The organism is Alteromonas sp. ABH4_454, from assembly GCF_056311775.1.
This window is the reverse complement of the sequence record NZ_CM149972.1, coordinates 868,192-893,297: the sequence shown is the minus strand read 5'-3', so window position 1 is coordinate 893,297 and position 25,106 is coordinate 868,192. Positions and strand designations below refer to the sequence as shown.

Below are 25,106 nucleotides of genomic sequence, written 5' to 3'. Positions count from 1 at the left end.
ACAATTTTTAACTTGATTGAAAAGTACAATAAAATGAGTGAAAAGTTAATAATTTGTTACCACATTTAACTTCACACTATTTGCACAATATTCGCAAAGGTAGTGAAGATGAAAACATTAACCACACAAGTAGCTATTGTTGGCTCTGGCCCTTCTGGCTTATTGCTTGGTCAACTCTTAGCTAAGCAAGGCATAGATAACATTGTTATAGATAGAGCAAACAAAGATTATATTTTAAGTCGTATTAGAGCGGGCATTTTGGAACAGGGGTTTACCGATCTTGTGCGAGAGGCCGGCGTTGGTGCTCGCATGGACAAAGAAGGTGAAGTGCATGATGGTTTCGAGATTGCCATTGACGATAAAACGGTCCATATCGATTTAAAAACGTTGGCAGACGGCAAAGCTGTTATGTGTTACGGCCAAACCGAGATCACTAAAGATCTTATGGAAGCACGCGAGGCCGCAAAATTAACCAGCTTCTACGAAGTTGAAGATGTGACTTTGAACGACATTGATACCGCATCACCCTATGTGGTTTTCAAAAAAGGGGACGATGTTTACAAGCTAAATTGCGACTATATCGCTGGATGTGATGGTTTTCACGGTGTTTCTCGTAAAACTATTCCTGAGTCTGAAAGAACAGAGCACGAGCGAGTTTACCCATTTGGCTGGCTAGGAGTGCTGAGCGATACGCCGCCTGTTAGTGAAGAACTTATTTATTGCAAAAGCCAACGGGGCTTCGCTTTAGCAAGCAGACGTTCTTCTACGCGTTCGCGCTATTACCTTCAGGTGCCTGCCACTGACGCGGTAGAAAACTGGACAGACGAAAGGTTCTGGGAAGAGCTTAAAATGCGCTTACCTGCAGATGTTGCCCAAAAACTCATAACTGGGCCAAGCATTGAAAAAAGTATTGCTCCTTTGCGTTCTTTTGTTTGCGAACCTATGCAATACGGTGCACTTTTTCTTGTTGGAGACGCTGCACATATCGTTCCCCCAACAGGCGCAAAAGGCTTAAATTTAGCAGCATCCGATGTGGCAACTTTGTACAAAATACTTTGTCGCGTTTATCTTGAAGGCGACAACTCACATATTGAAGACTATTCAAAAATTGCATTACGAAGGGTATGGCACGGCGAACGATTTTCGTGGTGGCTCTCAAACATGCTGCATAATTTCGATAATGAGCATGTCAACGATATGGGCCCAGAGACATTTCAGCGATTCATGAACTCTGAGCTGGATTACTACACGTCTACCGAGGAAGGGAAAAAGGTTATTGCCAACCAGTATGTAGGCATGCCCTATGAAAACTTAAGTAATTAGTCGCAGAAGTTCAGTTACGTTTATATTCATCTAGCACTTCAAGGAAGCGTCTTTGAAGTGCTGTTGGCTGCCAATCGCGTCTTAGTGTGTAGCCTATTTCTCGACAGCTATCTGGCAACGGGTTAGGGCTTACATAAAGCAAACCAGCATCGACCTCGTCTTGAACTTGCCTTGCAGATAACAAGGTTACTCTGTCGCTTTTTAACAAGATTCCACGGATCGCCATCATAGTACTGCATTCGATAATATCTTTGGGTACCGGCATAGCTTCAAGCTCGAACATGCGATTAAAAACCTTTCGCGTTGGCGTACCGGCTTTGGGAATAACCCATTGCCATTTACTTATGTTGGAAGCGTAAGTCCCCTCTTCTATGGCCGCTAAAGAAGGATGGTGCTTGCGCGCTACAAGGTGCAGTTTATCGTCAAACAATTTGTGCTGCGAGATTGTGTTATCAAGGTTAGGGGCACGCAATGCCCCTACAATGATATCAACTTGCCCTTGCAGCAAGCCAACAAGTTGTTCCTCATATGGGCCGTCAACGATACTCACTTCCGCTTGGGGATATTCCTCTAATAACCGCAACACCGCCATAGGTACTATGTTTGCCCTTGCCAGCGGCAAACTGCCTATACGTATTTTGCCAGAGCGCTGCCCAACGAACTCGTTGACTTCCTGCTGCCCTTGTTCAATTTCAGCTACAAATAAATGAGCAAGACGAGCAAGCTGCTTTGCTCTCCACGTTGGTTCAACACCAGTGGGAATTCGACGAAATAACTTTTGTTCAAGCGTAAATTCAAGGTCTTTGATCGTTTTACCCAGCGTTGGCTGTGTTAAACCCAGCTTCGTCGCTGCGTTGGTGTAATTTCCGGTATCTACAACCGTAATTAATGCAATAAGTTGACGGGTTGTAATAAGCCGTAAAAACCCTTCCTTTCTCTTCGCACTTTTTTCAAACACGTTATTGGCAAAAGACAGTAAGTAGTCGAACGCTCTTGTTACCCGCTTCAAAAAAACATCGCCTACATCTGTTGTAAACATACCTGACTGGGTGCGTTCGAAAATTGTGTGGCCAAGCTGAGACTCCAGCTTGTTGATACCTTGCGTTAAGGCCGATTGTGATAAATGAATATGCTGAGACGTTTCGGTTAGCGTACCGAACTCTCTAACTTTCATAGCACTAAGCAAGTGACGCGTATTAAAAATCAACGTATGCCCCTAATGTTTTTTAGTCATTATAGAAAAAATTAATAGCAAAGGGCAGCAATCTAACGTTCTTTTCAGCGCCGAGTTATCCATAATCGAGAGACTTCAATATTAAAGGAATACCCTAATGGCTATTTGCGTAACAGACTGCCCACGACCTTCTCTGTCAACCATTGAAAAATATCAGGGGTCAGAGGTTGCTACCGTTCACGAAGCGCAGGGTAGAAAGGGGCTTTTAGCGCAAGATATGCGCCCTATTTATCGACCTGCTCAAATAGCCGGCCCTGCGGTTACATGCCAAGTAGCGCCGGGAGACAACTGGATGATTCATGTCGCGGTTGAGCAGTGTCAGCCGGGAGATGTATTGGTTGTTACGCCAACCAGCCCTTGTTCAGATGGCTTTTTTGGTGACCTGTTGGCTACATCGTTAAAAGCAAGAGGGGTAAGAGGGCTGATTATTGATGCAGGTGTTCGCGATATCGCTACCTTAACTGACATGAAATTCCCCGTGTGGTCTAAAGCCGTGTTTGCGCAAGGCACCGTAAAAGAGACGATTGCTAGTGTTAATGTACCTGTTGTTTGTGCAGGTGCTTTGATAAACCCTGGGGATATTGTTGTTGCTGATGATGATGGCGTGGTGGTGGTTAAACAAGAAGAAGCAGATGACACGTTTGAAAAGGTTAAGCTGCGCGTAGAAAACGAAGAGTCGAAACGCAAACGTCTTGAACAAGGTGAGCTTGGTCTGGATATTTATAATATGCGCGAACGCCTGGCAGCTAAAGGCCTTCGCTATGTAAAGCACGGTGAGCAATAGCACTTATGAAAGCCGTAACTGCGTGCCTAATGAGGGGCGGAACCTCTAAAGGACTCTATTTTTTAGCCAAAGATTTACCCCTTGATGTTCATCGTAGAAATGCCTTTTTATTGTCGGCTATGGGCTCCCCCGATAGCCGGCAAATAGACGGTGTGGGCGGTGGTCACCCGCTAACAAGTAAGGTGGCCGTTGTAAACCCGTCGTCTAATCCAGAAGCCGACGTTGACTACTTATTTTTACAGGTAGCGGTAGATAAAGCCCAGGTCAGCGATACGCAAAACTGCGGAAACATTCTGGCCGGCGTGGGTGCGTTTGCTATTGAGCAGGGGCTAGTAAAAGCACAGGACACGACAACCGATGTACGTATTCGCATGGTGAATACCAACACGTTCGCTGTAGTAAGAGTTCAAACGCCTAACGGCGTGGTCAATTACGAAGGCAGTGCGAGTATTGACGGCGTACCTAATACCGCCGCCCCTGTTTATATTGACTTTTTAGATGTTGCAGGCTCTTCCTGTGGAAGCTTATTCCCCACCGGGGCCGCTCAAAATACCGTAGAAGAGATTAATATTACGTGTATAGATAATGGTATGCCGGTCGTGCTAATTGATGCCCATTCGCTGGGACTTAAGGGAAGCGAAACACCGGAACAATTAGAAAGTAATGCCGCCTTAAAACAAAAAGTAGAAGCCATCAGGCTTAAGGCTGGCGAAATGATGCAGTTAGGCGATGTCACGGCTAAAACGGTCCCTAAGATGACGATCATTTCTGCCCCTCTAAATGGCGGAGATATCAATACTCGCACCTTTATTCCACACAGAGTACACGACGCTATTGGCGTTTTAGGCTCAGTTAGCGTTGCGACGGCTTGCTTGGCAAAAGGCACCGTTGCCTATGACCTTTATCGCCGCCATTGCGCTAAACGTGATAACGAATTGCAATCTGCTGTGCCCCTTGCAATTGAGCATCCAACGGGAGCGTTCAAGGTAGACATGGAGGTCGCAAATGCTGATGCATTCGAAACATTTGAAGTGAAGCGCGCCGCTTTACTGCGCACAGCCAGACTGCTCATGCAGGGAACGGTGTTTGCTCCCGACTCTGACCCTACACTAGCTCATGAATAAAAACGATAAAGAGGACCGAACATGATCATTGATTGCCACGGACATTACACCACTGCACCCGAGCCACTACAGCTTTTCAGAGAGGCGCAAATTAAAGCGTTTAAAGATGGCAAGGCGCTGCCTGAAGTTCCTTATATTAGCGATGACCAAATTCGAGAAAGTATTGAGAAAAACCAGCTTAAGTTACTAAAAGAGCGTGGTTCAGACATGACAATATTTTCGCCGCGTGCATCTGCGATGGCGCATCACGTTGGCGATGAAGCAGTATCAAAGCAGTGGACCAGCGCATGCAATGACCTGATTAAGCGCGTTGTCGATTTATACCCTCAACACTTTATTGGTGTGTGTCAATTACCCCAGTCACCCGGTGTTCCAATCAAAAACTCTATAGATGAGCTAGAGCGCTGTGTTAATGAGCTGGGCTTTGTAGGCTGCAACTTAAATCCAGACCCCTCCGGTGGCCATTGGACATCAGCGCCTTTAACGGACAAAAGCTGGTATCCGTTCTATGAAAAAATGGTAGAACTAGATGTACCAGCCATGATCCACGTGTCGGGCTCGTGTAACGCGAACTTCCACGCTACGGGTGCTCATTATATGAATGCAGATACCACGGCATTCATGCAATTTTTGCAGGGTAATTTATTTAAGGACTTCCCCGAACTACGCATTATTATTCCACACGGCGGCGGCGCCGTACCTTATCACTGGGGGCGTTATCGTGGCTTAGCTGATATGCTAAAGCAGCCTCCACTCGATGAACATGTAATGCAAAACGTGTATTTTGACACCTGTGTTTACCATCAACCCGGGATAGACCTGTTATTCGATGTTATTGACATTAAAAACATTCTATTCGGCTCAGAAATGATTGGCGCAGTGCGAGGTATTGACCCTCAAACGGGTAATTATTTTGATGACACAAAACGCTATATTGATGCGTTGGATATTCCAACAGAAGATAAGCAGTTAATATTTTCTGGCAATGCTCGTAGGGTATACCCTCGACTAGATGCCAAACTAAAAGGAATGGGGCTATGAGCAAATTTACCGTTGATCCAGATTGGTTACACTGGCACCCATCACCGTCGAAACCACAGTTTACATTACCGCAAGGCGCGGTAGATGCGCACTGCCATGTGTTTGGCCCTGGTGAACAATTTCCTTTTGCTGCTGAGCGAAAATACACACCATGTGACGCATCTAAGTGGCAGTTGTGGGCGCTGCGTGATTATTTAGGTTTTAGCCGAAATGTTATTGTGCAGGCGACATGTCACGGTGCCGACAACCGTGCATTAGTTGATGCGCTAAACAACTCTCAGGGACTTGCGCGAGGCGTTGCCACCGTAAAACCTGATATTTCAGATGAAGAGTTGTATGCACTGCACAAAGCTGGCGTACGAGGCGTGCGCTTTAACTTTGTTAAACGTTTAGTCGATGCCCTGCCGTTTGATGCATTAAATACAGTAGCGCACCGCATTAAAGAACTTGGCTGGCATATTGTTATTTACTTTGAAGCCCAAGAACTACCAGAGCTTTATTCGTTTTTTACCGCACTGCCAACCACGGTTGTTGTTGATCACATGGGTCGTCCCGACGTGAGTAAACCGGTAGACGGTGAAGAGTTTGGGTTATTTCTAAAACTAATGACAGAGAACACCAATTTTTGGTCGAAGGTGAGTTGCCCAGAGCGAATCTCACTGGCTGGGCCGAGTAACGGTTACCACGATGTCATCCCTTTCGTCAGAGAAGTGGTTGAACGCTTTCCAGACCGTGTTATTTGGGGCACAGATTGGCCTCACCCGAATATGAAAAGTCACATGCCGGATGACGGAAAGCTGGTTGATTTCATTCCGCTTATTGCCTCTACAGAAAGATTACAGCGCAAACTTTTGGTTGATAACCCAATGAAGCTTTATTGGTCTTAAGGCTCGATACTGCTTTTGAAATTGAGGAAGATTTTATGAAAATTATAGTTGTAGGTCCTGGCGCTTTTGGTATAAAGCACTTAGATGCATTGAGCAAAATTGATGATGCTGAGGTTGTCGGTTTAGTGGGCCGAAACCCGCAAAAAACGCAAGCGGTTGCCGATGAGTACAAGATTCCCCATGTGTACACCACACTTGAAGAGGCACTAACCTCTGATGCCGATGCCGTTATTCTTTGCACCCCCACCCAGATGCATGCCGAGCAGTCTATTTTATGCATGCAGGCGGGCAAACACGTACAAGTTGAGATACCACTCGCCGACAGTTGGGAAGACTCTCAAGCCGTCATGGATGCACAACTAGCGTCTAATTTGGTATGCATGGTGGGTCATACTCGCCGCTTTAACCCATCTCATCAATGGCTAAATAAGCGTTTGCGCAAGGGTGAATTAAATATTCAGCAAATGGACGTTCAAACTTATTTCTTTCGTCGCAAAAACATTAATGCGAAAGGTGAGCCTCGTTCTTGGACAGACCATTTGCTTTGGCACCACGCTGCTCATACGGTTGATTTATTTGCCTACCAAGCAGGCTCGCCTATTGTAAAAGCGAACGCCGTACAGGGGCCGATTCACCCTGAACTGGGTATTGCTATGGATATGTCAATTCAGCTTCAAGCTGAAAATGGCGCCATTTGTACCCTTTCACTATCTTTCAATAATGAAGGACCGTTAGGTACATTCTTCCGATACATCTGCGACAACGGCACTTATATCGCAAGATACGACGACCTTGTTAACGGCCATGAAGAACCAATTGATGTGTCTACCGTTGATGTATCATTAAATGGTATTGAACTACAAGACCGCGAATTTATTAGCGCGATAAAAGAAGGCCGCCAACCCAACGCTAGCGTAGCGAGCGTATTGGGCTGCTATAAAGTGCTTCATGACCTTGAGCAACAGCTAGCGTAGTTGGAGGCGATTATTAAAACACGTAACCTTTTGGGTAAACAGGTGGGTGAGATTGGCTTTGGTTGTATGAACTTTAGCCATGCCTATTCTGGCAAACTCAGCGAAAATGATGCTATCGATTTACTACACAAGGCTTATGATTTAGGCGTCGATCATTTTGATACTGCGGCATTATATGGCTTCGGAGAAAATGAGCGCATTGTCGGAAAAGGGATAAAACCCTTCAGAGACAAGATTTTGCTGGCCAGTAAGTGCGGGATGACTGGCGTGAACGGCAAGCGCACTATTGATGGCTCGCCTAAAGCTATAGAGGCTACGCTTAATAATGCGTTAAAAAGCTTACAAACCGACTTTATCGACTTGTACTATTTGCACAGGATTGACCCTAACGTGCCGGTAGAAGACAGTGTTGGCGCGTTGGCAAATGCGGTTAAAGCAGGCAAGATTGGCGCGATTGGTTTGTCTGAAGCGTCTGCCGAAACGCTTATTAGAGCGCACGCCATTCATCCAATAGCCGCGATGCAAACAGAGTATTCACTGTGGACACGTAATGCAGAAATTGCGGTTCTGAAAAAATGCGAAGAACTAGACGTTGCTTTCGTTGGCTTTAGCCCTTTAGCACGTGGATATTTAAGTAATACATTTGCCCATATTGATGACTTAGATAGTGGTGATATTAGGCGGGGAATGCCTCGGTTCCAAGGTGAAAACTGGGTGCAAAACCGACGTATATTTACCCAATTTGCAGCCTTAGCAAATGAAGCTGAATGTACACCCGCGCAACTGGCCATTCATTGGGTTTTGAAACAAGCAGACTATATACACGCTTTACCCGGCACCCGCTTTATCACTCATTTAGAGGAGAATTTGCGGGCGAGCGAATTAACCATTGATAGTAATATATTAGTGCGCGCCGGTCAGTTAATTAATCAAGAAACGGTGCAAGGCCCAAGATATCCGGCCGCTGCACAGGCTGATATAGACACAGAAGAATTTTAATACTGCTAAATAAAAAGCGGCGAGTACTTCACATGTACTCGCCGCTTTTTTGTTTTACGCTATGCTTACGGCGTTATGTACGCCGCGTTATCTTAGCGGTTATCTAAAACCAACACACCTGCGCCCGTATTTGAAATAGGTGCATGGTAGTGCTTGTGTATCACGTTAACATCGTCTTTTAGCGCACCGCGCATGACCAGCCACATTATGGTTTCAATACCTTCTGTTCCCGCTCGTTCCATAATTTCAGCATTTGAAAACTGCGTCATCCATTCAGGTTCTTCAGCTATCTTATCCATGCACTCAAGATCAAAGTCGACGTCTATAATACCGGCTCGTTCGCCTTGAAGCTGGTGCGACATGCCGCCCGTACCCAATATCACAACTTTATGGTCTTCAGGATATGACTCCAGTGCTTTACCCAACGCCTTGCCCAATTTTAAACAACGAGCAGCAGTTGGTACTGGGTGCTGTACTGTATTTACAGCAAGCGGAATAGCTTCTACCGGCCACTCTTCGCAATCGCCAAACAACGCGCGAATAGGATTAACGAAACCATGATCGACTTTCATTTCTTGGCAAGTGCAGATATCTATTTCTTGTTCAATAAGCGACTCTGCGATATGCCAAGAAAGTGGTGCATTACCCTTAAACGGGTTAACCGGCTTTAAGCCCCACCCTTCATCGGCATTGTGATACTCATCTGCACACCCTAAAGCAAAGGTCGGAACGGTATCTAAGAAAAAGTTTAAGCCATGGTCGTTATATACAACAATAACCAGGTCTGGCTTTACTTCATTTAACCAGTCTTTCGCAGGTCCGTACCCGTCAAAAAACCTTTTCCAATAAGGCTCTTGCTGAAGACCTTCAGTAATAGCGTTGCCAACGGCAGGTATGTGCGAACTGGTTATTCCACCAATGATTTTAGCCATTCCAGTAGTCTCCTTTTTTCTTAATTTTTTCTATAAGACCGTCGCTTTTGGCCACCAAGTTCTGCTTAAATTCTTCCGTTGTAATACCTTGAAAAGCGGCACCTGCGTCTTGTACAGACACGCCGCGAGGAATAGCCATTTTTGCCATGAAGTATATGTTGGCGCCTAATCTAAGCATTTGTAGAAAATCAGAATTTACCACGACGTCTTTATACTCACCTTTAACACCATACTTGTCACAATACGCTGCAGGGTCTTTATCAAATTCCGTTCTGTTTTCTTCGTTGTTAAAAGAAAACAGTAGCTTATTTAGAGCATAAGCAGGGTGAGCGCGTTTACCATCGAACACATAGGTACCAGGAATGTCCTCGTAATCTTTTTTCTGCCAAGTCATTAGACGTATTCCAAATTAAAACGTACCTTTATTATATAAATGCGCCCTGCTTTTATAATGGCGAAAGCGCATCAATATTTGTACATTTCATAGATTTTTGTCGAAGGTGAGTAAACGCATGGTTTTGGTACAAATACAGCACTAACCATTATGGGACAACGGTTAACGCTGTATTGAGAAAGGCCCAACGGCTGTGTGGGAGTTAGGCAGCAGCAATACTAGGCCTTAGAGGCCTTTTTTATAACCTTTTCAGGGCCTATGTTTAAGAATTTGTTCTCGCAGCCACTTGTGTAGCGGGTCGTTATTTAAACTTGGGTGCCACATCATAGACTCATTCAACTGTGGCGTTTTAAACGGAATATCGTAAATCTTTATAGGGAGATGTTTTGCGTTAATTTCAGCAAGACGCTTTGGTGCTAGGGCCACCCTTTCGGTATTTATCACTGTAAAAAACATACTAGAGAAATCGTTGACGATGACTTCTACGCGGCGGTTAACTTCATCTGAGTCTACCATCCATTTCTCTATGCTCAATTGACTCGCTTTTTCATAGCCAATGGTTACATGGCCAATGTCTGAGAATTGTTCTAGGGTAATATGGCCATTTAGCTTGCTGTTGTTTTCATCCGCTATACAAACGAACTCATCATCTAAAACTTCTTGGGATGAATAGCCATCGAGCATGAAAGCAGAAGGGGCAATAATAAGGTCAGCGCCTTGTTTTGCGAGGCTGTCTAAATCACCAGCAAAAGTAGACATAAATTCAAATGTTATGTTCGGCGCTACTTTCGTGACGTAGGCCAATAAATCAGCCAGCACCACCTGCATTACATAGTCTGACGCAATAATTTTGAAATTGCGATTTGATAATTCTGGTGTGTTTATTTTCTTATCTATAATGCGGTTTCTAATAGTGCTTAGCACTTCGCTGACTGGCTGCTGCATTTCAGCGGCAAGTGGCGTGATGTGCATTTGCTTACCCATTTGTACAAGCAAATCATCATCAAAATAGTCCCTCAAACGAGATAAAATACCACTTGTTGCCGACTGCGAAAGGTGCAGTCGATAAGCGCTTTTCGTAATGTTTTTTTCTTCTAGCAAAACTTCTAACGCCACCAGCAGGTTTAAGTCTAGTTTTTCGTACCGCATTTCTACCCCGAGAACTTATCTACCTATTTTGTACCAACGGTTTTTGAGATATCACGTATCGGCACAAACGATTTTTGCTTAGTAACTCTGAATACTACCATCTTCTGTTAACAATAATTAAAACTTTTAATTACGAAGAGACTTTATTCAATGAAGTTAGCGTCACTCAAAAGCAATGGGCCTGATGGCAAGCTAGTACTTGTTTCTAAGGACCATAGTTTGTGTACAGAAGTTAGTGATATTGCCCCTACTATGCAGTTTGCACTGGATAATTGGGATGCGTGTTATGACAAGCTTAACGAGCGATATCAGTTACTTAATAATGGGAACGCGAATAATGCGTCTCACTTTAAGCCCGAGCAATGTTTAGCGCCCCTACCCCGCGCTTGGAGCTGGCTTGACGGCTCTTGCTATTTAAATCACGGGCACTTAATGCAAAGAGCCTTCAACTTAGATCCTATTGAAGGCGCCGACAAATACCCTTTGGTTTACCAGGGCTCTGGCATTTCGTTTAGGGGGCCACGCGAACCACTTTTTGCCGCAAAAGAAGAACATGGTATCGATTTTGAAGGTGAGTTCGGCGTCATAACCGGCCATGTTCCTATAGGCGCTTCACAAGAAGAGGCCAAGCAGAGCATTCGTCTGGTCGTCATGTTAAATGACGTCAGTTTCCGTGCCCTTGCCCCCCGCGAAATGAAAACGGGGTTCGGCTTTGTACAAGCAAAAGGCGACACAGCCTTCGCACCTATTGCCGTTACGCCAGATGAACTTGGTGAGCATTGGCAAGATTCAAAGGTCTGTGCACCTTTAGAAATCCACCGAAACAACGAGTGGTTTGGTGCACCTGATGGCGCAAAGATGTTCTTTGGATTTGACCAACTCATCGCACATATTGCTGTAGCACGAAGCCTTCCACCTGGCTCAGTCATTGGTTCGGGCACGGTATCTGATAGCACACCTAACAAAGGCCAAGCCTGCCTTTCAGAACTCCGCGCAAAAGAACTTGTTCAATTTGGCGAGCCCAAGACGCCTTTCTTAAAAGTGGGCGAAACAATAACGATGCGAGCGCTGGATAAAAATGGCTCCAGCTTATTTGGCGACATTATCCAAAACGTAGAGTTGGAGACCTCAAATGTTTAACCCAAGAGAATACGAAATTATCGATTTGTCGGTGACGTTAGACAATAACCCACACACCGATCCACCGCCTTTATTGCCCAAAATCGATTACATGGACCACCAGGAAGGCTGGCCCGAAATGGCGTCAATGTTTCCGGGACTAACCCTCGATCAGTTACCTGGCAACGAATCATGGGCGGCAGAAAGGCTTGCAATAACCACCCATAGCGGCACCCATATGGATGCACCCTGGCACTATGCCTCAACTACTGATGGCGGTAAGCCTGCATTCGGTATTGATGAATTGCCCCTGGAGTGGTGTTTCCAACCGGGCGTAAAGCTGGACTTTCGCGACTTTGAAGACGGCTACATTATTACTGCCAGCGATGTGGAAAAAGAGCTGCAACGCATTAATCACGATTTACAGCCGCTGGACATTGTTGTGGTTAACACCCGTGCGGGCAAGATATTTGGTGAACCAGGTTACTTAGACGCAGGGGTCGGCATGGGCCGCGAAGCCACAATGTATTTGCTTGAAAGAGGCGTAAAAGTGGTGGGCACTGACGCCTGGAGTTGGGACGCTCCCTTCAAATACACACGTGAACGCTTTGCCGAGACCGGCGATGCATCCTTAATTTGGGAAGGCCATAAAGCAGGTCGGGATATTGGTTACGGTCAAATGGAAAAATTGAGCAACTTAGAAGCGTTGCCCGCAACTGGATTTTTGATCTCTTGTTTTCCTTACAAAATTAAACACGCCTCTGCAGGCTTTGTTCGCGCAGTTGCATTTATAAAAAAATAAATTATCAGAGCTAACTTGGCGCATTTGCGCCGCAGAAAAATCAGGAAACTACAATGTTTAAATATTTCCCGACAAACTATGTTTGGAACCTGTCAGTCGACCTTGCCATAGAAATGGGTGCACGTATTGGCGAAATTGAAGAAATGTGTGCGCCATTAAAAGAAGCGGCAAAACAACCCGACAAAGAGGGTGTGCAGGCATTTCGTGATACCTGGGCAAAAATGGCAAATAAACTCGTCGAGCTCGCTGAAGAAGATGAAAGCCGAGGCCGATTGTTTTCAGCGGCTGAAAAATACAACCGTGCTTCCTCGTACTTAATTACGTGCGAACGCTTACAAGCGCATAAAGCGCCAGGACGCCTAGAGTTGTACAAGCATCAGCTCGAGCTTTTTCAAAAATCTATTACCCTGGGCAAAGAAAACTGCGAGCGTGTGGAAATTCCTTATGAAGGCAAACACATATCAGCACTGTATGTTAGAGCCGAAAATGTAGAAGGCCCTGCCCCAGTATTAATCCAGGTTAACGGCTTAGACTCAACCAAAGAAATGAAATATCGCGTTGGCTTACCGGGTTGGCTGGCCAAGCGTGGGGTTTCTTCGTTGATTTTAGATCAGCCTGGAACAGGTGAAGCGTTAAGACTGCAAGGCCTTCACGCCCGTTACGACAGCGAGCACTGGACGTCTCCAGCTGTTGATTGGCTTGAACAGCGTGAAGAGATAGACAGCAATCGCATTGGCATGGAAGGCGTATCGTTAGGCGGTTATTTCTGCCCCCGCGCAGTCGCTAACGAGCCACGTTTAGCCTTGGGTGTATGCTGGGGTGCAAACCATGACTGGCGTGATGTTCAGAAGCGCCGCTTAGAAAAGGAAGGTGATTTCCCAGTGCCGCATTACTGGGCGCACGTGAAATGGGTATGGGGTGCAGAAACCATGGAAGAATTCATGGAAATCGCCGAGAAAGTTCACTTAGACGGGCAAATTGAAAAGATCAAAGTGCCATTTTTGGTCACCCATGGTTCGAAGGACTCACAAATTCCTCTTAAATGGGCAGAAAGAACCTATGAGCAGCTTGTAAACAGCCCGAAACGCAAACTTAAGATTTTTACCGAGCGAGAAGGTGGTGTTCAACACTCGAGTTTCGATAACAGTGCTAACGCGGGTCAATACATCGCGGACTGGGTTGCTGAAACCTTTAACGCGCGTACTGCCTAGAAGGAAAAAACGATGAATATTATTGGCTTAGACAAGCTAGTCTTTGGTGTAGATGACACACACGCAACAACACAATTCGTTTTGGATTATGGGCTTAAACAAGTAGATGAGCACAATTTTGTTGCTCAAGACGGTACCGGCCTAGAAATTCGGTTGAAAGACGACCCTTCATTACCTGCACCGTTAGAAACCGGCGCTAGCATTAGAAAAACGGTTTACGGTGTTCCGGATCAAGCGAGTTTAGATGCCATTAACGCCGAATTGTCTAAAGACAGAGAAGTAAAAGTACTTTCTGACGGAAGTATTGAAGCTGTCGACGATTTAGGCTTTGTATTAGGTTTTCAAATTACCCTTCGCAACACAACAGACTTACGGTCAGAAAAAATAAATGCGCCGGGCGATATTAACCGTGGCGTGAATGTGAACGGAGTAGACGAATCAACGCCACCGAAGATCCACTCGTTATCTCACGTTGTATATTTTGTGCCTAACTCAGCCGCTATGGAACAGTTTTACGAGCAGCGCCTGGGCTTTAAAACCACTGACCGATTTAATGGTGTTGGGGCGTTTATGCGCCCGGCAGGGACAACGGACCATCACACGTTGTTCTTTATAAAGACCCCACCTCACATGAAGGGTATTGAGCACTTTACGTTCCACCTTGGCGGCCCGACAGATGTTGTCAGGGCGGGTACTAACATGGTGAACAAAGGTTATCAGAGCTTTTGGGGGCCTGGTCGCCACATTTATGGGTCGAATTGGTTTTGGTATTTCAAAAGTCCGTTTGGATGCAATATGGAATTTGATGCCGATATGGACCAGCATGACGATACGTGGCAAGAGCGCGCAGCGAACATGGGGCCAGACTACTCTCAAATCTTTTTGTTAGAGCATAGAGAGAAGTGGGCACCTTCAGGTGGACCACCTGCTAAATAGACTGCTGTTATGGACGAACATTTATTGTGCAGTACCCAAGAGATTCAGGAAGGGAAGGCAAAAGGGTTTAAAATAAGCGAAAATGGTAAAGATACGTTCTTCGTTACTCGAAAAAACAACCAGTTTTTCGCTTATTTAGATGTTTGCCCTCACTACAACAGTACTACACTTCCATGGAAGCGACATGAGTACACTGATGTAAAAGGCGAGCATATTGTTTGTGCTGCACATGGCGCGCTGTTCGACATAGCGACGGGTGTTTGTATTCAAGGACCTTGTAAACATCAACGAATTCAAAAAATACCCATACGAATTGAATCAAACCAACAAATTTGGATTTCAAAAAAAACAATAAAGGCCTTTAAATTATGAAATCAAGTGTGAGCAATGTTTTAATAATTGGGGGCGGTTTTTCAGGTATGACCGCCGCTATCGAATTAAGAAAGCGCAATATAGAAACAGACTTAGTAGAGATAGATGAAAACTGGCGTACAGACGGCGCGGGTATCAGCATTGGCGGTGCAACTTTACGAGCATTCAAAACAATTGGGATATTGGATGAATTTTTAGAGCAAGGTCATGCACACAACGGATTAGATTTGTTTGCGCCGCACGGTTTGCACTTAGCGCATGTCCCTACGCCCTCTGTTGCCAACGCTGACGGTATACCAGGCGCAGGCGCAATTATGCGACCTACCCTTGCAAAGATCCTTGCCGAAAAAACCTTGGCGTCTGGCGCGAATGTGCGCTTAGGCTGTACCTATAAAGAAATGGTTAATACCGACGAGGGCGTAGAAGTCAGTTTTACCGACGGTACGACCAAAACCTACGACCTAGTTATCGGTGCAGACGGCGTGCACTCGCAAGTACGTAAAGATGTATTTCCTGAAGTTGAAGCACCAAAATATATCGGCCAAGGTGTGTGGCGCGCTGTGCTGCCAAAACTTCCTGAAGTAAAAAATACAATGATGTGGGTAGGTCCGCACTTGAAAGTTGGTGTTAACCCTATGTCTAAAGATGAAATGTACTTGTTTTTGACAGAAGACAAAAAGGAAAGACCTAAATACGACCCTGCCACTTACGTTGAAAAACTAAAAGAATTAATGGGTACCTTCCCTGCCCCCATGGTTAATCAGTTTAAAGATATGCTGAATGAAAATTCACTTATCGATTTTCGAGCTCTGGGAAATCTTTTAGTACCTGCCCCCTGGCATAGAAAAAGAGTGGTACTGATTGGTGATACTGTGGCCGCAACCACTCCGCATTTAGCTTCAGGGGCGTGCATAGGCATTGAAAGTGCCATCGTTTTAGCTGAAGAGTTAGCAAAGGATGTTACAGTTGAACAGGCACTCAATTCGTTCTTAGAAAGACGCTGGGAGCGCTGTAGAATGGTTGTCGAAAACTCTGCTCGCTTATGTCAGATAGAAATTGAAGGTGGCGATAAAGAAGAGCACACACAAATTATGCGCGAATCTATTATTGCTTTAGCACAGCCTATCTAAACTTTTAAAGTGCTTATAAAATAAAAGCTAGCAGTTTACTGCTAGCTTTTTTTGCTTTAAATATAAAAAACTAAAACCTGTTAAAGTTAAAGATCCAATACCAGCTTTGTGCCTTTTGCTCGAGAACAACACGGTGTCATCAAGGCGCCATCCGCTCTTTCTTCTTCGTTTAAAAACACATCACGATGCTCGACGTCACCTTCCAGAACTTTAGTTACGCACGTACCGCAAACCCCTTCTTCACACGCAACAGGAAGAAAAATGCCGCTGTCTTCTAATGTGGTAAGAATGGTTTCATCAGCAGGAACGTGAATTATTTGACCGGTACTTTTTATCTCGACATCAAAAGCTTTATCTTCGTCACTTTCAAGACTGCTTTTATCGATTGAAAAGTACTCTCGGTTTATTAGCGTGTCATTCCAACCAAGCGCAAGTGCACTTTCTATAACATCGTCAATAAACCGCTGAGGGCCGCACACATAAATAGGCATATGGGTAGATTTACTTTTCAAATAGTCCTTTACGCTAAGTCGAGACGACTGAGTATCGTTAGAAAAGTAGAACTTCGTATTTGGCAACTGCCTTATTCTGTCGCCGTAGGGCATTGCAGAAGCATTAGTTGCACACACACTGAATTCAAAGGGCAGCCCTTTTTCTTTGCATAACTCTGCCATAGGTAAAATAGGCGTAATGCCAATTCCTGCGGCAAGAAATAGTACTGTAGTATCCTTAGCAGGCAGGGTAAACGGGAAGTGATTTTTGGGTTCACTAATTTGTAGCTCATGACCAGCTTCCAACTCATCGTGAATAAACGATGAGCCGCCACGGCTATTGCTTTCACGCAGAATGGCAATTTCATAGTCGCTATTGTTAGAAGCGCCACACAAGGAATATTGTCTGAGTAACCCATTAGCTAAGTGCAGTTCTATGTGTGCACCGGGTTCCCATGGCGCCAGACTTGTACCATCAACGGCACTTAGTTTAAGCCTTGTAATGTTATCGGTGAGCTTTTCTTTAAGTGTTATCTTAACGTTTTGCATAAACTTTATCTCCCGTGACTTAACGGCTTTCAGCTTTGATAGCGCGGGTTATCATTCTTCTGGCCATAACACCGCCAGAATCGATATCCAGCATGAGAAGCTGCCTATCGGGATATAAGTTTAAGTTCTTCTGTTGCTCTTCTAAGATTTCTTGATCTTCAGCAAATACCGCGCCCTGCTGCTGCTTAATTTGCTCAGTTAGTGCTGTATCATCAACTTTGAAATCTCGCGCCATTCCCCAAAAATAATGTATGGATTGGTCAGATTCTGGCGTAATAAAGTCGACAACGATACTGCCAGCCCTTTTATCTGGTGCCGCATTGATACCGCCTTCTCCCGCCACAGCAACACCCACTTCAATCATAATGTGGCTGGGTAAGTCGAAGCGACAAACTTGCCATCGGTCTACGCTTCCTTCTTTAGGTAAATCATTAGCTTCCAAAGCCGCTTGCCAAAATGGAGGGGCTACAATATTTTCCATAAAGCGTGAGGTCACAACCTGTGCACCCTCAACTTTTGTATTTACTGGTGCTTCTTCTATTTCTGATTGCCCGATACTTGTTGAGTGCACGTAGGTTTCGTGGGTGAGATCCATCAGGTTATCTACCATTAACCGATAATCGCAATTAATGTGATACAGCCCACCACCATAAGCCCAGTCAGGGCTATCGGCCCAAAATAGATTAGGTAACGCATCTTCATCTGCAAGGTCTTGTTCACCCGGCCACAGCCAGATAAAGCCGTACTTTTCGACGACTTTAAACGCTTTGATGCATGGAAATTTGTCTACCCGCTGCTTGGGCATAGCGTCGGTTTTACCTTCTCTCCCCATCACTAGGCCATGATAGCCACACACCAACTTTCCATTTTCAACATAGCCTAGAGAAAGAGGTGCGCCGCGGTGGGGACAAAAATCTTCAACCGCAGCAACGGTTTTATTGCTATCACGGAAAAAAACCAGCGGCACATCGCAAATTATACGTGCTAATGGTTTGTCAGAATTTACTTCATGTGAATAACACGCTACATACCATGTGTTTAACGGATAAATTTTTTCTTTCATATTGTTGTCCCCATCCAGAATTGGATCCAATATATGCCATAACACGTTAAAATCAAGTTATTTAAACGTAAATTGGATCCAATAATTAAATAACGTGTCCTTTAAGCTCCTAAGCACCCTTGATAATCGCCAATTAGCAGGAAACAGGACTTGAGTTGCACTGATTAAAAACGGTAAATTGGATCCAATTTCGATGTATGTAAGTGAATTATGAGCGAGACAAAAACGAACCCAGCCGTAGTAAGTATTCTTCGAGAGAAAATATTGATGGGTGAATTCCCTGCTGGGAAGCGTCTGGCAGAAACGCAAGCTGCAGAAGCCTTGGGAGTATCAAGAACCCCGGTTCGTATTGCGCTGCGCTCTTTAGCGCAGGAAGGACTTCTTGAAAAGCTTCCTGCTAGAGGCTATCGAGTAAAAGAAGTCACCGTTACAGAAATTACGAATTCGGTAGAAGTGCGCGGTGTACTTGAAGGTCTAGCAGCTAGACAAGCGGTTGAGATAGGATGCAGCGAGCACACAATTGAACAGCTAAAAACGTGCTTGGCACAAGGAGATGCACTATTTGTTGATGGCAGCATTGATGAGGCTGGCATAGAAGCATATCAACAGATGAACGAAACATTTCACGATATTATTATCAACGCAAGCGGAAACACGTCAATTAAAAGTGCGTTGCAGCTAAATGAACATTTTCCTTTCGCCTCGGTAAGTGCCATTGCATACGACCCGAACCAATTAGACAGAGAGTTTCATCGCCTCAAATACGCTCATACTCAGCATCATGCTATTGCAGATGCCATGATCAAAGGCCAAGGTGCGCGTGTGGAGGCTTTATTAAAAGAGCACTCTCTTGCCACTATCAATCATATCGACTTATTTAATTCCAATACGTATAAGCTATACAAGCCTAGAAAAATGTAGGCCCTAGGAGCATGAGGGCCCGCAGAGAATCTTGATTATCGGCTACTTTGCAACAAGCGGCTGCGCATGCTTTGTTTTTACAAGCGCTAGTAGCGCGGCCAAAAACGCTAACGTCGCAAATAGCATCAATACGTTATACAGACCACCAAACTCTACCTGAAGTAAGGTAACCAGAATTGGCGCACTAAATTGCCCAAGGAAAAATGCGCCAGTCCACAGTCCAGTGCCTTTTCCGCGAACATTTACTGGTAGCACTTTCAATACCCAGTTGAGTGTGGTGGGTAGTAACAAGCCAAAGCCCAAGCAGGCTATCACCACAGATACAGAAGTCATAACCAACGACGTGGAAACCGCCGCGCCAACATAGCCTAAAGTAGCTAGCATTAGACCACCAGCTATAAGCGATGGGCCAGTTAACCCTTTGGCTTTTTTAAATGCGATAGACCCTAGCGCAACACCGATATTCGCAGCGGCACCAATCCCCCCAATGACACCTGGTGAGACCTCGGCTGATAGCGCTAATATCTCTCCTAATTTAACGATGATGGTATAGAAGATTACACCAACAAATAACGTTGTTATAAGTATCGGAAGAATGTCGCGCCACGGCGTTCTCACGCCGGATGCGGTATCTTTAGAAGACGCGGAAGGTTCAAACAAAACTCGGTGGACTAAGAGGGCTATGGGGAGAGCGAGAATATACAATAAGAAAGGGCCTCTTGAGCCTAACAGCTCTCCTAAAATACCGCCAAAGGCAATAAGTACTATTGCACTAATACTGACACTGGCAATTTGTATTGTTACCCATCGCTGACGTGCTTTACCCGTGTAGTAATCTGCAATGAGTGCTGTTGCGACCGTCATAATGGCAGCCTCTGCCATACCTAACACCACGCGAGATAAAATAATATGGAACAAATTAGTGAGGAAGAAGGGTGCAAGTCCAATGAATGCATAGATGATTAGCGCGGTAAGCAACACTGGCTTTCGGCCAACTCTATCTGATAGCCATCCGGCTATGGGAGAGAACAGTGCTACACAAAGCGCGGGGATTGTCATTGCCATTGGTACTAAAAATTCAGCGCCTTCTATGTAGGCAAATTCTTTCATAAATAGCGGTAAAACCGGTACTAAAGAAATGATTGCCATAGTGGGCATAATGGCTGCTAAAACTAAAATCACACCATGTTTAGACGCCGCTACGCCTTGTTTATCTAAAGCAGTCATACAAGTACCCCTTCTGGTTTTTATTGTCTCTACCGCTTATCTCACTTGATAGTAATTTGCATAGGATTCGAAGGATAATTGTTCGCCTCGATATACAGGTATTGGCAATTGCGATACTTACTGTATGTGCTCATAAAAGGCCCTTGTGACATATTCATGAGTGAGCTTTTCATTGATACGTGCTGGTCTAAGCTATGCGTTCTCTCTCCGACCCGCCGCTAGCTAGGTGTACTTTTTATCGCAAGGCAAATGTTTTAAGGAATAAGAGGTAGCAAATAGTTAGGTATTGAAAAATTACCAAAATAGCTACAGCCGGATTAGAAGGCTGTAGCAGATTTTTTTACAGAGAGATCCCTTTGAAGGCGCTGGCGCTGCCTTGCAGAGCCAGCTTAGTGGTGGCTAGTACATTAATGTGATAACTTCACTTTCTGCCCAGCCATAGCGTACCGCTTTGATGAAAAGCTTATTGTGCGCACTATCTGGTACAAAGCTTTTATCATAAACTTGCCATACTTTGTTGTCATAGCTATAGCCTATGGATGCACCTTCTGTTCTAGGGGCTATGAAAACTTTACCTGTGATCTCATCAATCTCGGCAACGGCAGGAAGGGTTGTTTGCTGCGCGTCATGACGATTTCCGCTATCTTGAATTAATACGCTCTCTTCAATTAAGTTGTAGTCACTACCAAGATTACGCCAGTTATCCAACTGCTCTCTGAAACGCGACAGGACATGGGCGTAATCAGGATTGCTCGCTAAGTTAACAAGCTGCTCGGCATCTTTTGATAAGTCATAAAGCTCCTCTGGCACCTTGCTGTCGAACCATTTTTTCTGCTGGGCTGTAAGCGTGTTGCTCGCTTTAGCATTGTTCAAGGCTTTAACTGATGAGAGTACGTTTCTGAATTTAATTTCAGAGCCATTTGGTTGGGTAGCGTAGTTGCGTACGTACTGATAGTTTTCGTCTAGTACATAGTAAGAGCGAAGGTCGACAGCGTCCATTCTGGCACGATCAGCAAAAATATAGTGCCGTTTGACCGGTGCGTCATCAGATAAATCAATTCCCTGCATATAGGGTAACCTTTCGATGCCTGCAAAACCCAACAGGGTTGGCGCTATGTCTTCAAAAGACACTAACCGGTCTATTGCTTGGCCACTTTCTGGCATCCAATCGGGTTTATATTTTTCGGGAATGTGCATAATCATTGGTACTTTGATACCTGATACTAACCCTTCGCGCTTACTGCGAGGCAACGCATCACCATGGTCGGTGGTAAATATAAAGATGGTGTTGTCCCACAGTTTATCTTTCTTCAAATTCTCGATGACAGCCCCAACTTGTTGGTCCATCACCTCGATATTCTCATAAAACCTCGCGATTTCCTGCCGCGTTTCTTTTGTATCGACTAAATAAGGAGGCACCGTAATTTTATCTAAGTCGGGTGTACTGAATTGGTAGTTTGCGCGGATCCCTTCACTAATTTGGTTCATTTGCTGTAAATGAGGTGGCGTATTTTCTGGTATAAACAGCGCTGACTCGTGTGTAATAAAAGGGTTTAAGTTTAGGAAAAACGGTTTACCCTGCAGGTCATGTGTTCTCCATGCCGAAGGCACTAGCGAGTCTTCAGGGTTGCGAACATTTCCGTTAGCACTCCAAATAGTAAAAGGCCCCACGCCAACGGCACCTTTGGCAAATTGGTAGTCGGTCTTGATATCGTTGTAAGTAAAGTACCCATTTTTACGAAGAATTTCAGGATAGGCTTTGACCTGTGCAGGCGGAACACCAAAATACTCTCTGTCTGCAGTACGCATATGCTGAAGACCTACTCTGTGTGGCGGAGCACCAGTGATAAGCCCCGCTCTAGATGGTGCGCAAACACCAGCCATGGTATACACATTGTTGAACATTACGCCTTCGTTAGCCAAACTGTCTAAATTTGGCGTACGCGCAACGTCGTCACCATAGGCACCAATACGCGCGCTTAAATCTTCTGCCACAACAAGAACGATATTCGGCTTTTCGCTGTCTCGTTGCTTATCAAATTCAGCGCTCATTACCTGTGACGTATTCGCCGCTAATAATGCTATCGCTATAAGTTTTCTTAACATCGCAATCTCCTTTAAAGCGGCTGGTAAATGGGGCTTTTCAACTCAAGGGGCTGGGTTGAGAAAATGTTTTTAGATGAAGAAGCAAGATGCACGTCATACAACCCGGCCTCGGCGTACCAAGCGTTCTTTTCTGTATTAAACGACATGAGATCTTCTGCGGTTAAGGTAAACACTACATCTTCTGACGCCTTGGGCGCTAACAGCGTTGTTTTAGCGAAATGCTTCAACTGCTTTTTAATTAAGGATTGTGGGCCTTGTGGTGCACCAATATAAAGCTGAACGACGTCTTTGGCTGGCACCTCCCCGGTATTAGTAACCGTTACCTTAACTTTCACCTCATCTGAAAAAGACGTACTGCTTAAAGACACGTTTTGATAGCTAAAGTTAGCGTATGACAGGCCAAAGCCAAAAGGAAATGCTACCGCTTCGTTCGCCGTATCAAAGTACCTGTAGCCTACTCGTGTCCCCTCTTGATAAACAACTTTAGATGGTTGAGAGCCAGTTATGCCATTTGGTTCTGCTTCTTTATCGGTGATAAAACCAGGAAAGCCTTTATCTGATGGATAATCTTCAAGCTTAAGTGGCCATGTTGATGCAAGCTTGCCTGACGGGCTTACTTCACCAGTAAGTATATCAGCCACTGCATTACCCGCTTCTTGTCCAGGTAGATGAGTAAGCAATATGGCGTCAGCTTTTTCTTTCCAGCTCTGCGTCTCGATTACACCGCCAACATTTAAAAGAACGATAAAAGGTTTGTTTTTGGCCGAGAAAGCGCGTGATAGCTCAGTCAAAAGAGCCTGTTCATGTTCTGTAAGATAAAAGTCTTCACGCTCTCTATCTACGAACTCTCCTGAATTGCGACCTAAAGTAAAGATGGCAACATCGTGGGTTTGTGCAAGCGCTTCAGCTAGTGTTGTTGATATGTCTAATTCACCTAATGCAGGGCTTGGCATCATGTCCGCTAAAGGGTGGTGGGATACAGGCAAATTGGCAGTTTCAGTTGCGATGTGTTTATCGTAACGTAATGATAATTCCTCGCTTAAACGTATTCCTGCGTTCTTAAGCCCTTGCGCAATTGAAATACTGTAAGCTTCATGAACATCGCCACTGCCAGTGCCGCCAATCGCTGTTTGATACGAACTATTTCCAAGCAACGCAACTGAAGCACCAGCCTGTAAAGGTAGTGCCTGGTGTTCATTTTTAAGCAGTACCATCCCTTCTGTAGCGATTTCGCGAGCGAGTTTGGCATGTTCTTGAAGGGGTGGTTTGTTGGTGACCGTGCTTTTCTTAAACGAGTGGGTTTTGACGATTAGATTCAAAATATTGCTAACGTTACGATCTAAAACAGACTCTTCTAGTGCACCGTTTTCAACGGCACCTTTGATGATAGCATTTTGATGATCCATACCAGGCATCAGTAAATCGTTGCCCGCCGACATTTGCTTTACGGGATTATCGCCACCAAACCAATCCGTCATTACAATGCCGTCGAACCCCCACTGGTGACGAAGGGTGTCCGTTAAAATAGCACTGCTTTCGGATGTATATTCGCCATTAACTTTATTGTACGAAGACATTAACGCCCATGGTGCGCTCTCTTTCACGGCAATTTCAAACCCTTTTAAATAGATTTCCCTAAACGTTTTTTCATCCACTTCTACATCAATTTGATCACGATTCCATTCGTGGTTGTTAGCAACAAAGTGCTTTAGCGTTGCACCTACCCCCTGGTATTGCAGGCCTTCAACATACGCAGCAGACATCATTCCACTTACAACGGGATCTTCAGAAAAATACTCAAAGTTCCGCCCTCCCATGGCATGCCGATGTATATTCAATGCAGGCGCTAGCATCACATCAATGCCGTACGCTTTGGCCTCATTACCTACCGCTTGCCCAAATTTTTGAACAAGAGGAAGGTTCCAGCTTGAGCCGATTAAGGTGGCGATAGGAAAAGCAGTGGCGTAAAAGGTTGCTTCATGGTCATCTCTAGTGGGCGAGATACGCAAACCTGCAGGTCCGTCGGCAAAAACGATGGAAGGAATACCTAGTCGCTCTATCGCATAAGTTGTTCCTGCGGCGCCAGGCACTTTATCTTTAGTTACACCGACTTGCGGCCCACCGGTTTCCATGGCCATGCCAGTTCCTCGAACAAGCATTACCTTTTCATCTAGCGTCATTGCTTTAACAATGTCTTCCACTGGCGCGTTGCCAAGTTTAAGCTCGTCTGACGTATTAGCTGAAGAAAAAGTGGGTACGGAAAGAAAAACCATCAAAACAGAGCATCTTTTTATAAACTTCATATGAATTTTTTCCATGCAGTATGCGCGCTTTTGCC

Annotated in this window: 23 protein-coding genes; 14 read left to right on the top strand and 9 right to left on the bottom strand. The window is 45.0% G+C overall.

Features of this window, described 5'->3' with window-relative positions; all coding sequences use genetic code 11:
- Positions 1 to 108 precede the first annotated feature (108 nt).
- Entirely contained in the window at positions 109 to 1,323 is a 1,215-nt protein-coding gene (pobA, locus tag ACYX4W_RS03960; protein ID WP_476074731.1) for a 4-hydroxybenzoate 3-monooxygenase, read from the top strand.
- Between the two features lie 10 nt (positions 1,324 to 1,333).
- Here the strand turns inward: pobA and ACYX4W_RS03955 are convergent, their stop codons facing one another.
- On the bottom strand, positions 1,334 to 2,530 hold the full coding sequence (locus ACYX4W_RS03955) for a LysR family transcriptional regulator (RefSeq protein WP_474857222.1): 1,197 nt from the start codon (positions 2,528 to 2,530) through the stop codon (positions 1,334 to 1,336).
- Positions 2,531 to 2,654: 124 nt separating this feature from the next.
- Between ACYX4W_RS03955 and ACYX4W_RS03950 the strand changes: the two genes are divergently transcribed.
- The 6 genes from ACYX4W_RS03950 to ACYX4W_RS03925 are packed head-to-tail and all read left to right on the top strand — an operon-like array spanning position 2,655 to position 8,366.
- On the top strand, positions 2,655 to 3,341 hold the full coding sequence (locus tag ACYX4W_RS03950) for a 4-carboxy-4-hydroxy-2-oxoadipate aldolase/oxaloacetate decarboxylase (RefSeq protein ID WP_474803073.1): 687 nt from the start codon (positions 2,655 to 2,657) through the stop codon (positions 3,339 to 3,341).
- A gap of 5 nt (positions 3,342 to 3,346) precedes the next feature.
- Positions 3,347 to 4,465, top strand: coding sequence for a 4-oxalomesaconate tautomerase (locus tag ACYX4W_RS03945; RefSeq protein ID WP_476074730.1), 1,119 nt, complete (start codon positions 3,347 to 3,349; stop codon positions 4,463 to 4,465).
- A 21-nt stretch (positions 4,466 to 4,486) separates the two neighbouring features.
- Complete coding sequence (locus tag ACYX4W_RS03940) at positions 4,487 to 5,506, top strand: amidohydrolase family protein (RefSeq protein ID WP_474857220.1); 1,020 nt, start codon at positions 4,487 to 4,489, stop codon at positions 5,504 to 5,506.
- The gene (locus ACYX4W_RS03935; protein ID WP_476074729.1) at positions 5,503 to 6,393 is read left to right on the top strand and encodes an amidohydrolase family protein; all 891 of its coding nucleotides are present in this window, start codon (positions 5,503 to 5,505) and stop codon (positions 6,391 to 6,393) included. The genes ACYX4W_RS03940 and ACYX4W_RS03935 overlap by 4 nt, the downstream gene beginning before the upstream one ends.
- Before the next feature lie 35 nt (positions 6,394 to 6,428).
- A complete protein-coding gene (locus ACYX4W_RS03930) occupies positions 6,429 to 7,367 on the top strand; it encodes a Gfo/Idh/MocA family oxidoreductase (protein WP_476074728.1) in 939 nt (312 codons plus the stop codon).
- A gap of 42 nt (positions 7,368 to 7,409) precedes the next feature.
- Positions 7,410 to 8,366, top strand: coding sequence for an aldo/keto reductase (locus ACYX4W_RS03925; protein WP_476074727.1), 957 nt, complete (start codon positions 7,410 to 7,412; stop codon positions 8,364 to 8,366).
- Between the two features lie 92 nt (positions 8,367 to 8,458).
- On the opposite strand, the gene ACYX4W_RS03920 is transcribed toward ACYX4W_RS03925, so the two are convergent.
- From ACYX4W_RS03920 to ACYX4W_RS03910, 3 genes are all read right to left on the bottom strand, one after another.
- A complete protein-coding gene (locus ACYX4W_RS03920) occupies positions 8,459 to 9,298 on the bottom strand; it encodes a class III extradiol dioxygenase family protein (RefSeq protein ID WP_474803091.1) in 840 nt (279 codons plus the stop codon).
- Positions 9,291 to 9,692 carry a protocatechuate 4,5-dioxygenase subunit alpha gene (locus tag ACYX4W_RS03915; protein WP_474803094.1) on the bottom strand — a complete coding sequence of 134 codons (402 nt, stop codon included), beginning with the start codon at positions 9,690 to 9,692 and terminating at the stop codon, positions 9,291 to 9,293. Before ACYX4W_RS03915 ends, ACYX4W_RS03920 begins: the two co-directional genes overlap by 8 nt.
- A 249-nt stretch (positions 9,693 to 9,941) precedes the next feature.
- Positions 9,942 to 10,841 (bottom strand): LysR family transcriptional regulator, encoded by a 900-nt coding sequence (locus ACYX4W_RS03910; protein ID WP_474803097.1) that lies wholly within the window; start codon positions 10,839 to 10,841, stop codon positions 9,942 to 9,944.
- A gap of 150 nt (positions 10,842 to 10,991) precedes the next feature.
- Here ACYX4W_RS03910 and ACYX4W_RS03905 point away from each other — a divergent pair, with 150 nt between their 5' ends.
- From ACYX4W_RS03905 to ACYX4W_RS03880, 6 genes are read left to right on the top strand one after another with little or no spacing between them, the layout of a single operon-like run.
- Entirely contained in the window at positions 10,992 to 11,981 is a 990-nt protein-coding gene (locus ACYX4W_RS03905; protein WP_476074726.1) for a fumarylacetoacetate hydrolase family protein, read from the top strand.
- Complete coding sequence (locus ACYX4W_RS03900; RefSeq protein WP_474834255.1) at positions 11,974 to 12,762, top strand: cyclase family protein; 789 nt, start codon at positions 11,974 to 11,976, stop codon at positions 12,760 to 12,762. The genes ACYX4W_RS03905 and ACYX4W_RS03900 overlap by 8 nt, the downstream gene beginning before the upstream one ends.
- Positions 12,763 to 12,815: 53 nt before the next feature.
- The gene (locus ACYX4W_RS03895) at positions 12,816 to 13,973 is read left to right on the top strand and encodes an alpha/beta hydrolase family protein (protein ID WP_476074725.1); all 1,158 of its coding nucleotides are present in this window, start codon (positions 12,816 to 12,818) and stop codon (positions 13,971 to 13,973) included.
- Positions 13,974 to 13,985: 12 nt separating this feature from the next.
- Positions 13,986 to 14,909, top strand: a complete 924-nt coding sequence (locus ACYX4W_RS03890) for a VOC family protein (protein WP_476074724.1) — start codon at positions 13,986 to 13,988, stop codon at positions 14,907 to 14,909.
- A gap of 9 nt (positions 14,910 to 14,918) precedes the next feature.
- The gene (locus ACYX4W_RS03885) at positions 14,919 to 15,281 is read left to right on the top strand and encodes a Rieske (2Fe-2S) protein (protein WP_476055342.1); all 363 of its coding nucleotides are present in this window, start codon (positions 14,919 to 14,921) and stop codon (positions 15,279 to 15,281) included.
- Positions 15,278 to 16,411, top strand: coding sequence for an FAD-dependent oxidoreductase (locus ACYX4W_RS03880; protein WP_476074723.1), 1,134 nt, complete (start codon positions 15,278 to 15,280; stop codon positions 16,409 to 16,411). The genes ACYX4W_RS03885 and ACYX4W_RS03880 overlap by 4 nt, the downstream gene beginning before the upstream one ends.
- Positions 16,412 to 16,497: 86 nt before the next feature.
- Here ACYX4W_RS03880 and ACYX4W_RS03875 read toward each other — a convergent pair whose 3' ends face one another.
- The gene (locus tag ACYX4W_RS03875) at positions 16,498 to 17,451 is read right to left on the bottom strand and encodes a PDR/VanB family oxidoreductase (protein WP_476074722.1); all 954 of its coding nucleotides are present in this window, start codon (positions 17,449 to 17,451) and stop codon (positions 16,498 to 16,500) included.
- A 19-nt stretch (positions 17,452 to 17,470) separates the two neighbouring features.
- Complete coding sequence (locus ACYX4W_RS03870) at positions 17,471 to 18,514, bottom strand: Rieske 2Fe-2S domain-containing protein (RefSeq protein WP_476074721.1); 1,044 nt, start codon at positions 18,512 to 18,514, stop codon at positions 17,471 to 17,473.
- A gap of 210 nt (positions 18,515 to 18,724) precedes the next feature.
- On the opposite strand from ACYX4W_RS03870, the gene ACYX4W_RS03865 reads away from it, so the two are divergent.
- On the top strand, positions 18,725 to 19,435 hold the full coding sequence (locus ACYX4W_RS03865) for a GntR family transcriptional regulator (RefSeq protein WP_474834267.1): 711 nt from the start codon (positions 18,725 to 18,727) through the stop codon (positions 19,433 to 19,435).
- A 42-nt stretch (positions 19,436 to 19,477) separates the two neighbouring features.
- On the opposite strand, the gene ACYX4W_RS03860 is transcribed toward ACYX4W_RS03865, so the two are convergent.
- The 3 genes from ACYX4W_RS03860 to ACYX4W_RS03850 form a co-directional block, all read right to left on the bottom strand.
- Entirely contained in the window at positions 19,478 to 20,662 is a 1,185-nt protein-coding gene (locus tag ACYX4W_RS03860; protein ID WP_476074720.1) for an MFS transporter, read from the bottom strand.
- Between the two features lie 399 nt (positions 20,663 to 21,061).
- Positions 21,062 to 22,768, bottom strand: coding sequence for a sulfatase family protein (locus ACYX4W_RS03855; RefSeq protein WP_476074719.1), 1,707 nt, complete (start codon positions 22,766 to 22,768; stop codon positions 21,062 to 21,064).
- A gap of 11 nt (positions 22,769 to 22,779) precedes the next feature.
- On the bottom strand, positions 22,780 to 25,071 hold the full coding sequence (locus ACYX4W_RS03850) for a beta-glucosidase (RefSeq protein ID WP_476074718.1): 2,292 nt from the start codon (positions 25,069 to 25,071) through the stop codon (positions 22,780 to 22,782).
- Positions 25,072 to 25,106 lie beyond the last annotated feature (35 nt).

What these genes read in the sequence shown, in the direction of transcription:
- ACYX4W_RS03910 (WP_474803097.1), bottom strand. Translation starts at nt 10,841, where the DNA reads ATGCGGTACGAAAAACTAGACTTAAACCTGCTGGTGGCGTTAGAAGTT.
- ACYX4W_RS03915 (WP_474803094.1), bottom strand. Translation starts at nt 9,692, where the DNA reads ATGACTTGGCAGAAAAAAGATTACGAGGACATTCCTGGTACCTATGTG.
- ACYX4W_RS03865 (WP_474834267.1), top strand. Translation starts at nt 18,725, where the DNA reads ATGAGCGAGACAAAAACGAACCCAGCCGTAGTAAGTATTCTTCGAGAG.
- ACYX4W_RS03895 (WP_476074725.1), top strand. Translation starts at nt 12,816, where the DNA reads ATGTTTAAATATTTCCCGACAAACTATGTTTGGAACCTGTCAGTCGAC.
- ACYX4W_RS03885 (WP_476055342.1), top strand. Translation starts at nt 14,919, where the DNA reads ATGGACGAACATTTATTGTGCAGTACCCAAGAGATTCAGGAAGGGAAG.
- ACYX4W_RS03920 (WP_474803091.1), bottom strand. Translation starts at nt 9,298, where the DNA reads ATGGCTAAAATCATTGGTGGAATAACCAGTTCGCACATACCTGCCGTT.
- ACYX4W_RS03945 (WP_476074730.1), top strand. Translation starts at nt 3,347, where the DNA reads ATGAAAGCCGTAACTGCGTGCCTAATGAGGGGCGGAACCTCTAAAGGA.
- ACYX4W_RS03870 (WP_476074721.1), bottom strand. Translation starts at nt 18,514, where the DNA reads ATGAAAGAAAAAATTTATCCGTTAAACACATGGTATGTAGCGTGTTAT.
- ACYX4W_RS03900 (WP_474834255.1), top strand. Translation starts at nt 11,974, where the DNA reads ATGTTTAACCCAAGAGAATACGAAATTATCGATTTGTCGGTGACGTTA.
- ACYX4W_RS03875 (WP_476074722.1), bottom strand. Translation starts at nt 17,451, where the DNA reads ATGCAAAACGTTAAGATAACACTTAAAGAAAAGCTCACCGATAACATT.
- ACYX4W_RS03930 (WP_476074728.1), top strand. Translation starts at nt 6,429, where the DNA reads ATGAAAATTATAGTTGTAGGTCCTGGCGCTTTTGGTATAAAGCACTTA.
- ACYX4W_RS03855 (WP_476074719.1), bottom strand. Translation starts at nt 22,768, where the DNA reads ATGTTAAGAAAACTTATAGCGATAGCATTATTAGCGGCGAATACGTCA.
- ACYX4W_RS03890 (WP_476074724.1), top strand. Translation starts at nt 13,986, where the DNA reads ATGAATATTATTGGCTTAGACAAGCTAGTCTTTGGTGTAGATGACACA.
- ACYX4W_RS03935 (WP_476074729.1), top strand. Translation starts at nt 5,503, where the DNA reads ATGAGCAAATTTACCGTTGATCCAGATTGGTTACACTGGCACCCATCA.
- ACYX4W_RS03950 (WP_474803073.1), top strand. Translation starts at nt 2,655, where the DNA reads ATGGCTATTTGCGTAACAGACTGCCCACGACCTTCTCTGTCAACCATT.
- ACYX4W_RS03940 (WP_474857220.1), top strand. Translation starts at nt 4,487, where the DNA reads ATGATCATTGATTGCCACGGACATTACACCACTGCACCCGAGCCACTA.
- ACYX4W_RS03905 (WP_476074726.1), top strand. Translation starts at nt 10,992, where the DNA reads ATGAAGTTAGCGTCACTCAAAAGCAATGGGCCTGATGGCAAGCTAGTA.
- ACYX4W_RS03860 (WP_476074720.1), bottom strand. Translation starts at nt 20,662, where the DNA reads ATGACTGCTTTAGATAAACAAGGCGTAGCGGCGTCTAAACATGGTGTG.
- ACYX4W_RS03880 (WP_476074723.1), top strand. Translation starts at nt 15,278, where the DNA reads ATGAAATCAAGTGTGAGCAATGTTTTAATAATTGGGGGCGGTTTTTCA.
- ACYX4W_RS03850 (WP_476074718.1), bottom strand. Translation starts at nt 25,071, where the DNA reads ATGAAGTTTATAAAAAGATGCTCTGTTTTGATGGTTTTTCTTTCCGTA.
- pobA (WP_476074731.1), top strand. Translation starts at nt 109, where the DNA reads ATGAAAACATTAACCACACAAGTAGCTATTGTTGGCTCTGGCCCTTCT.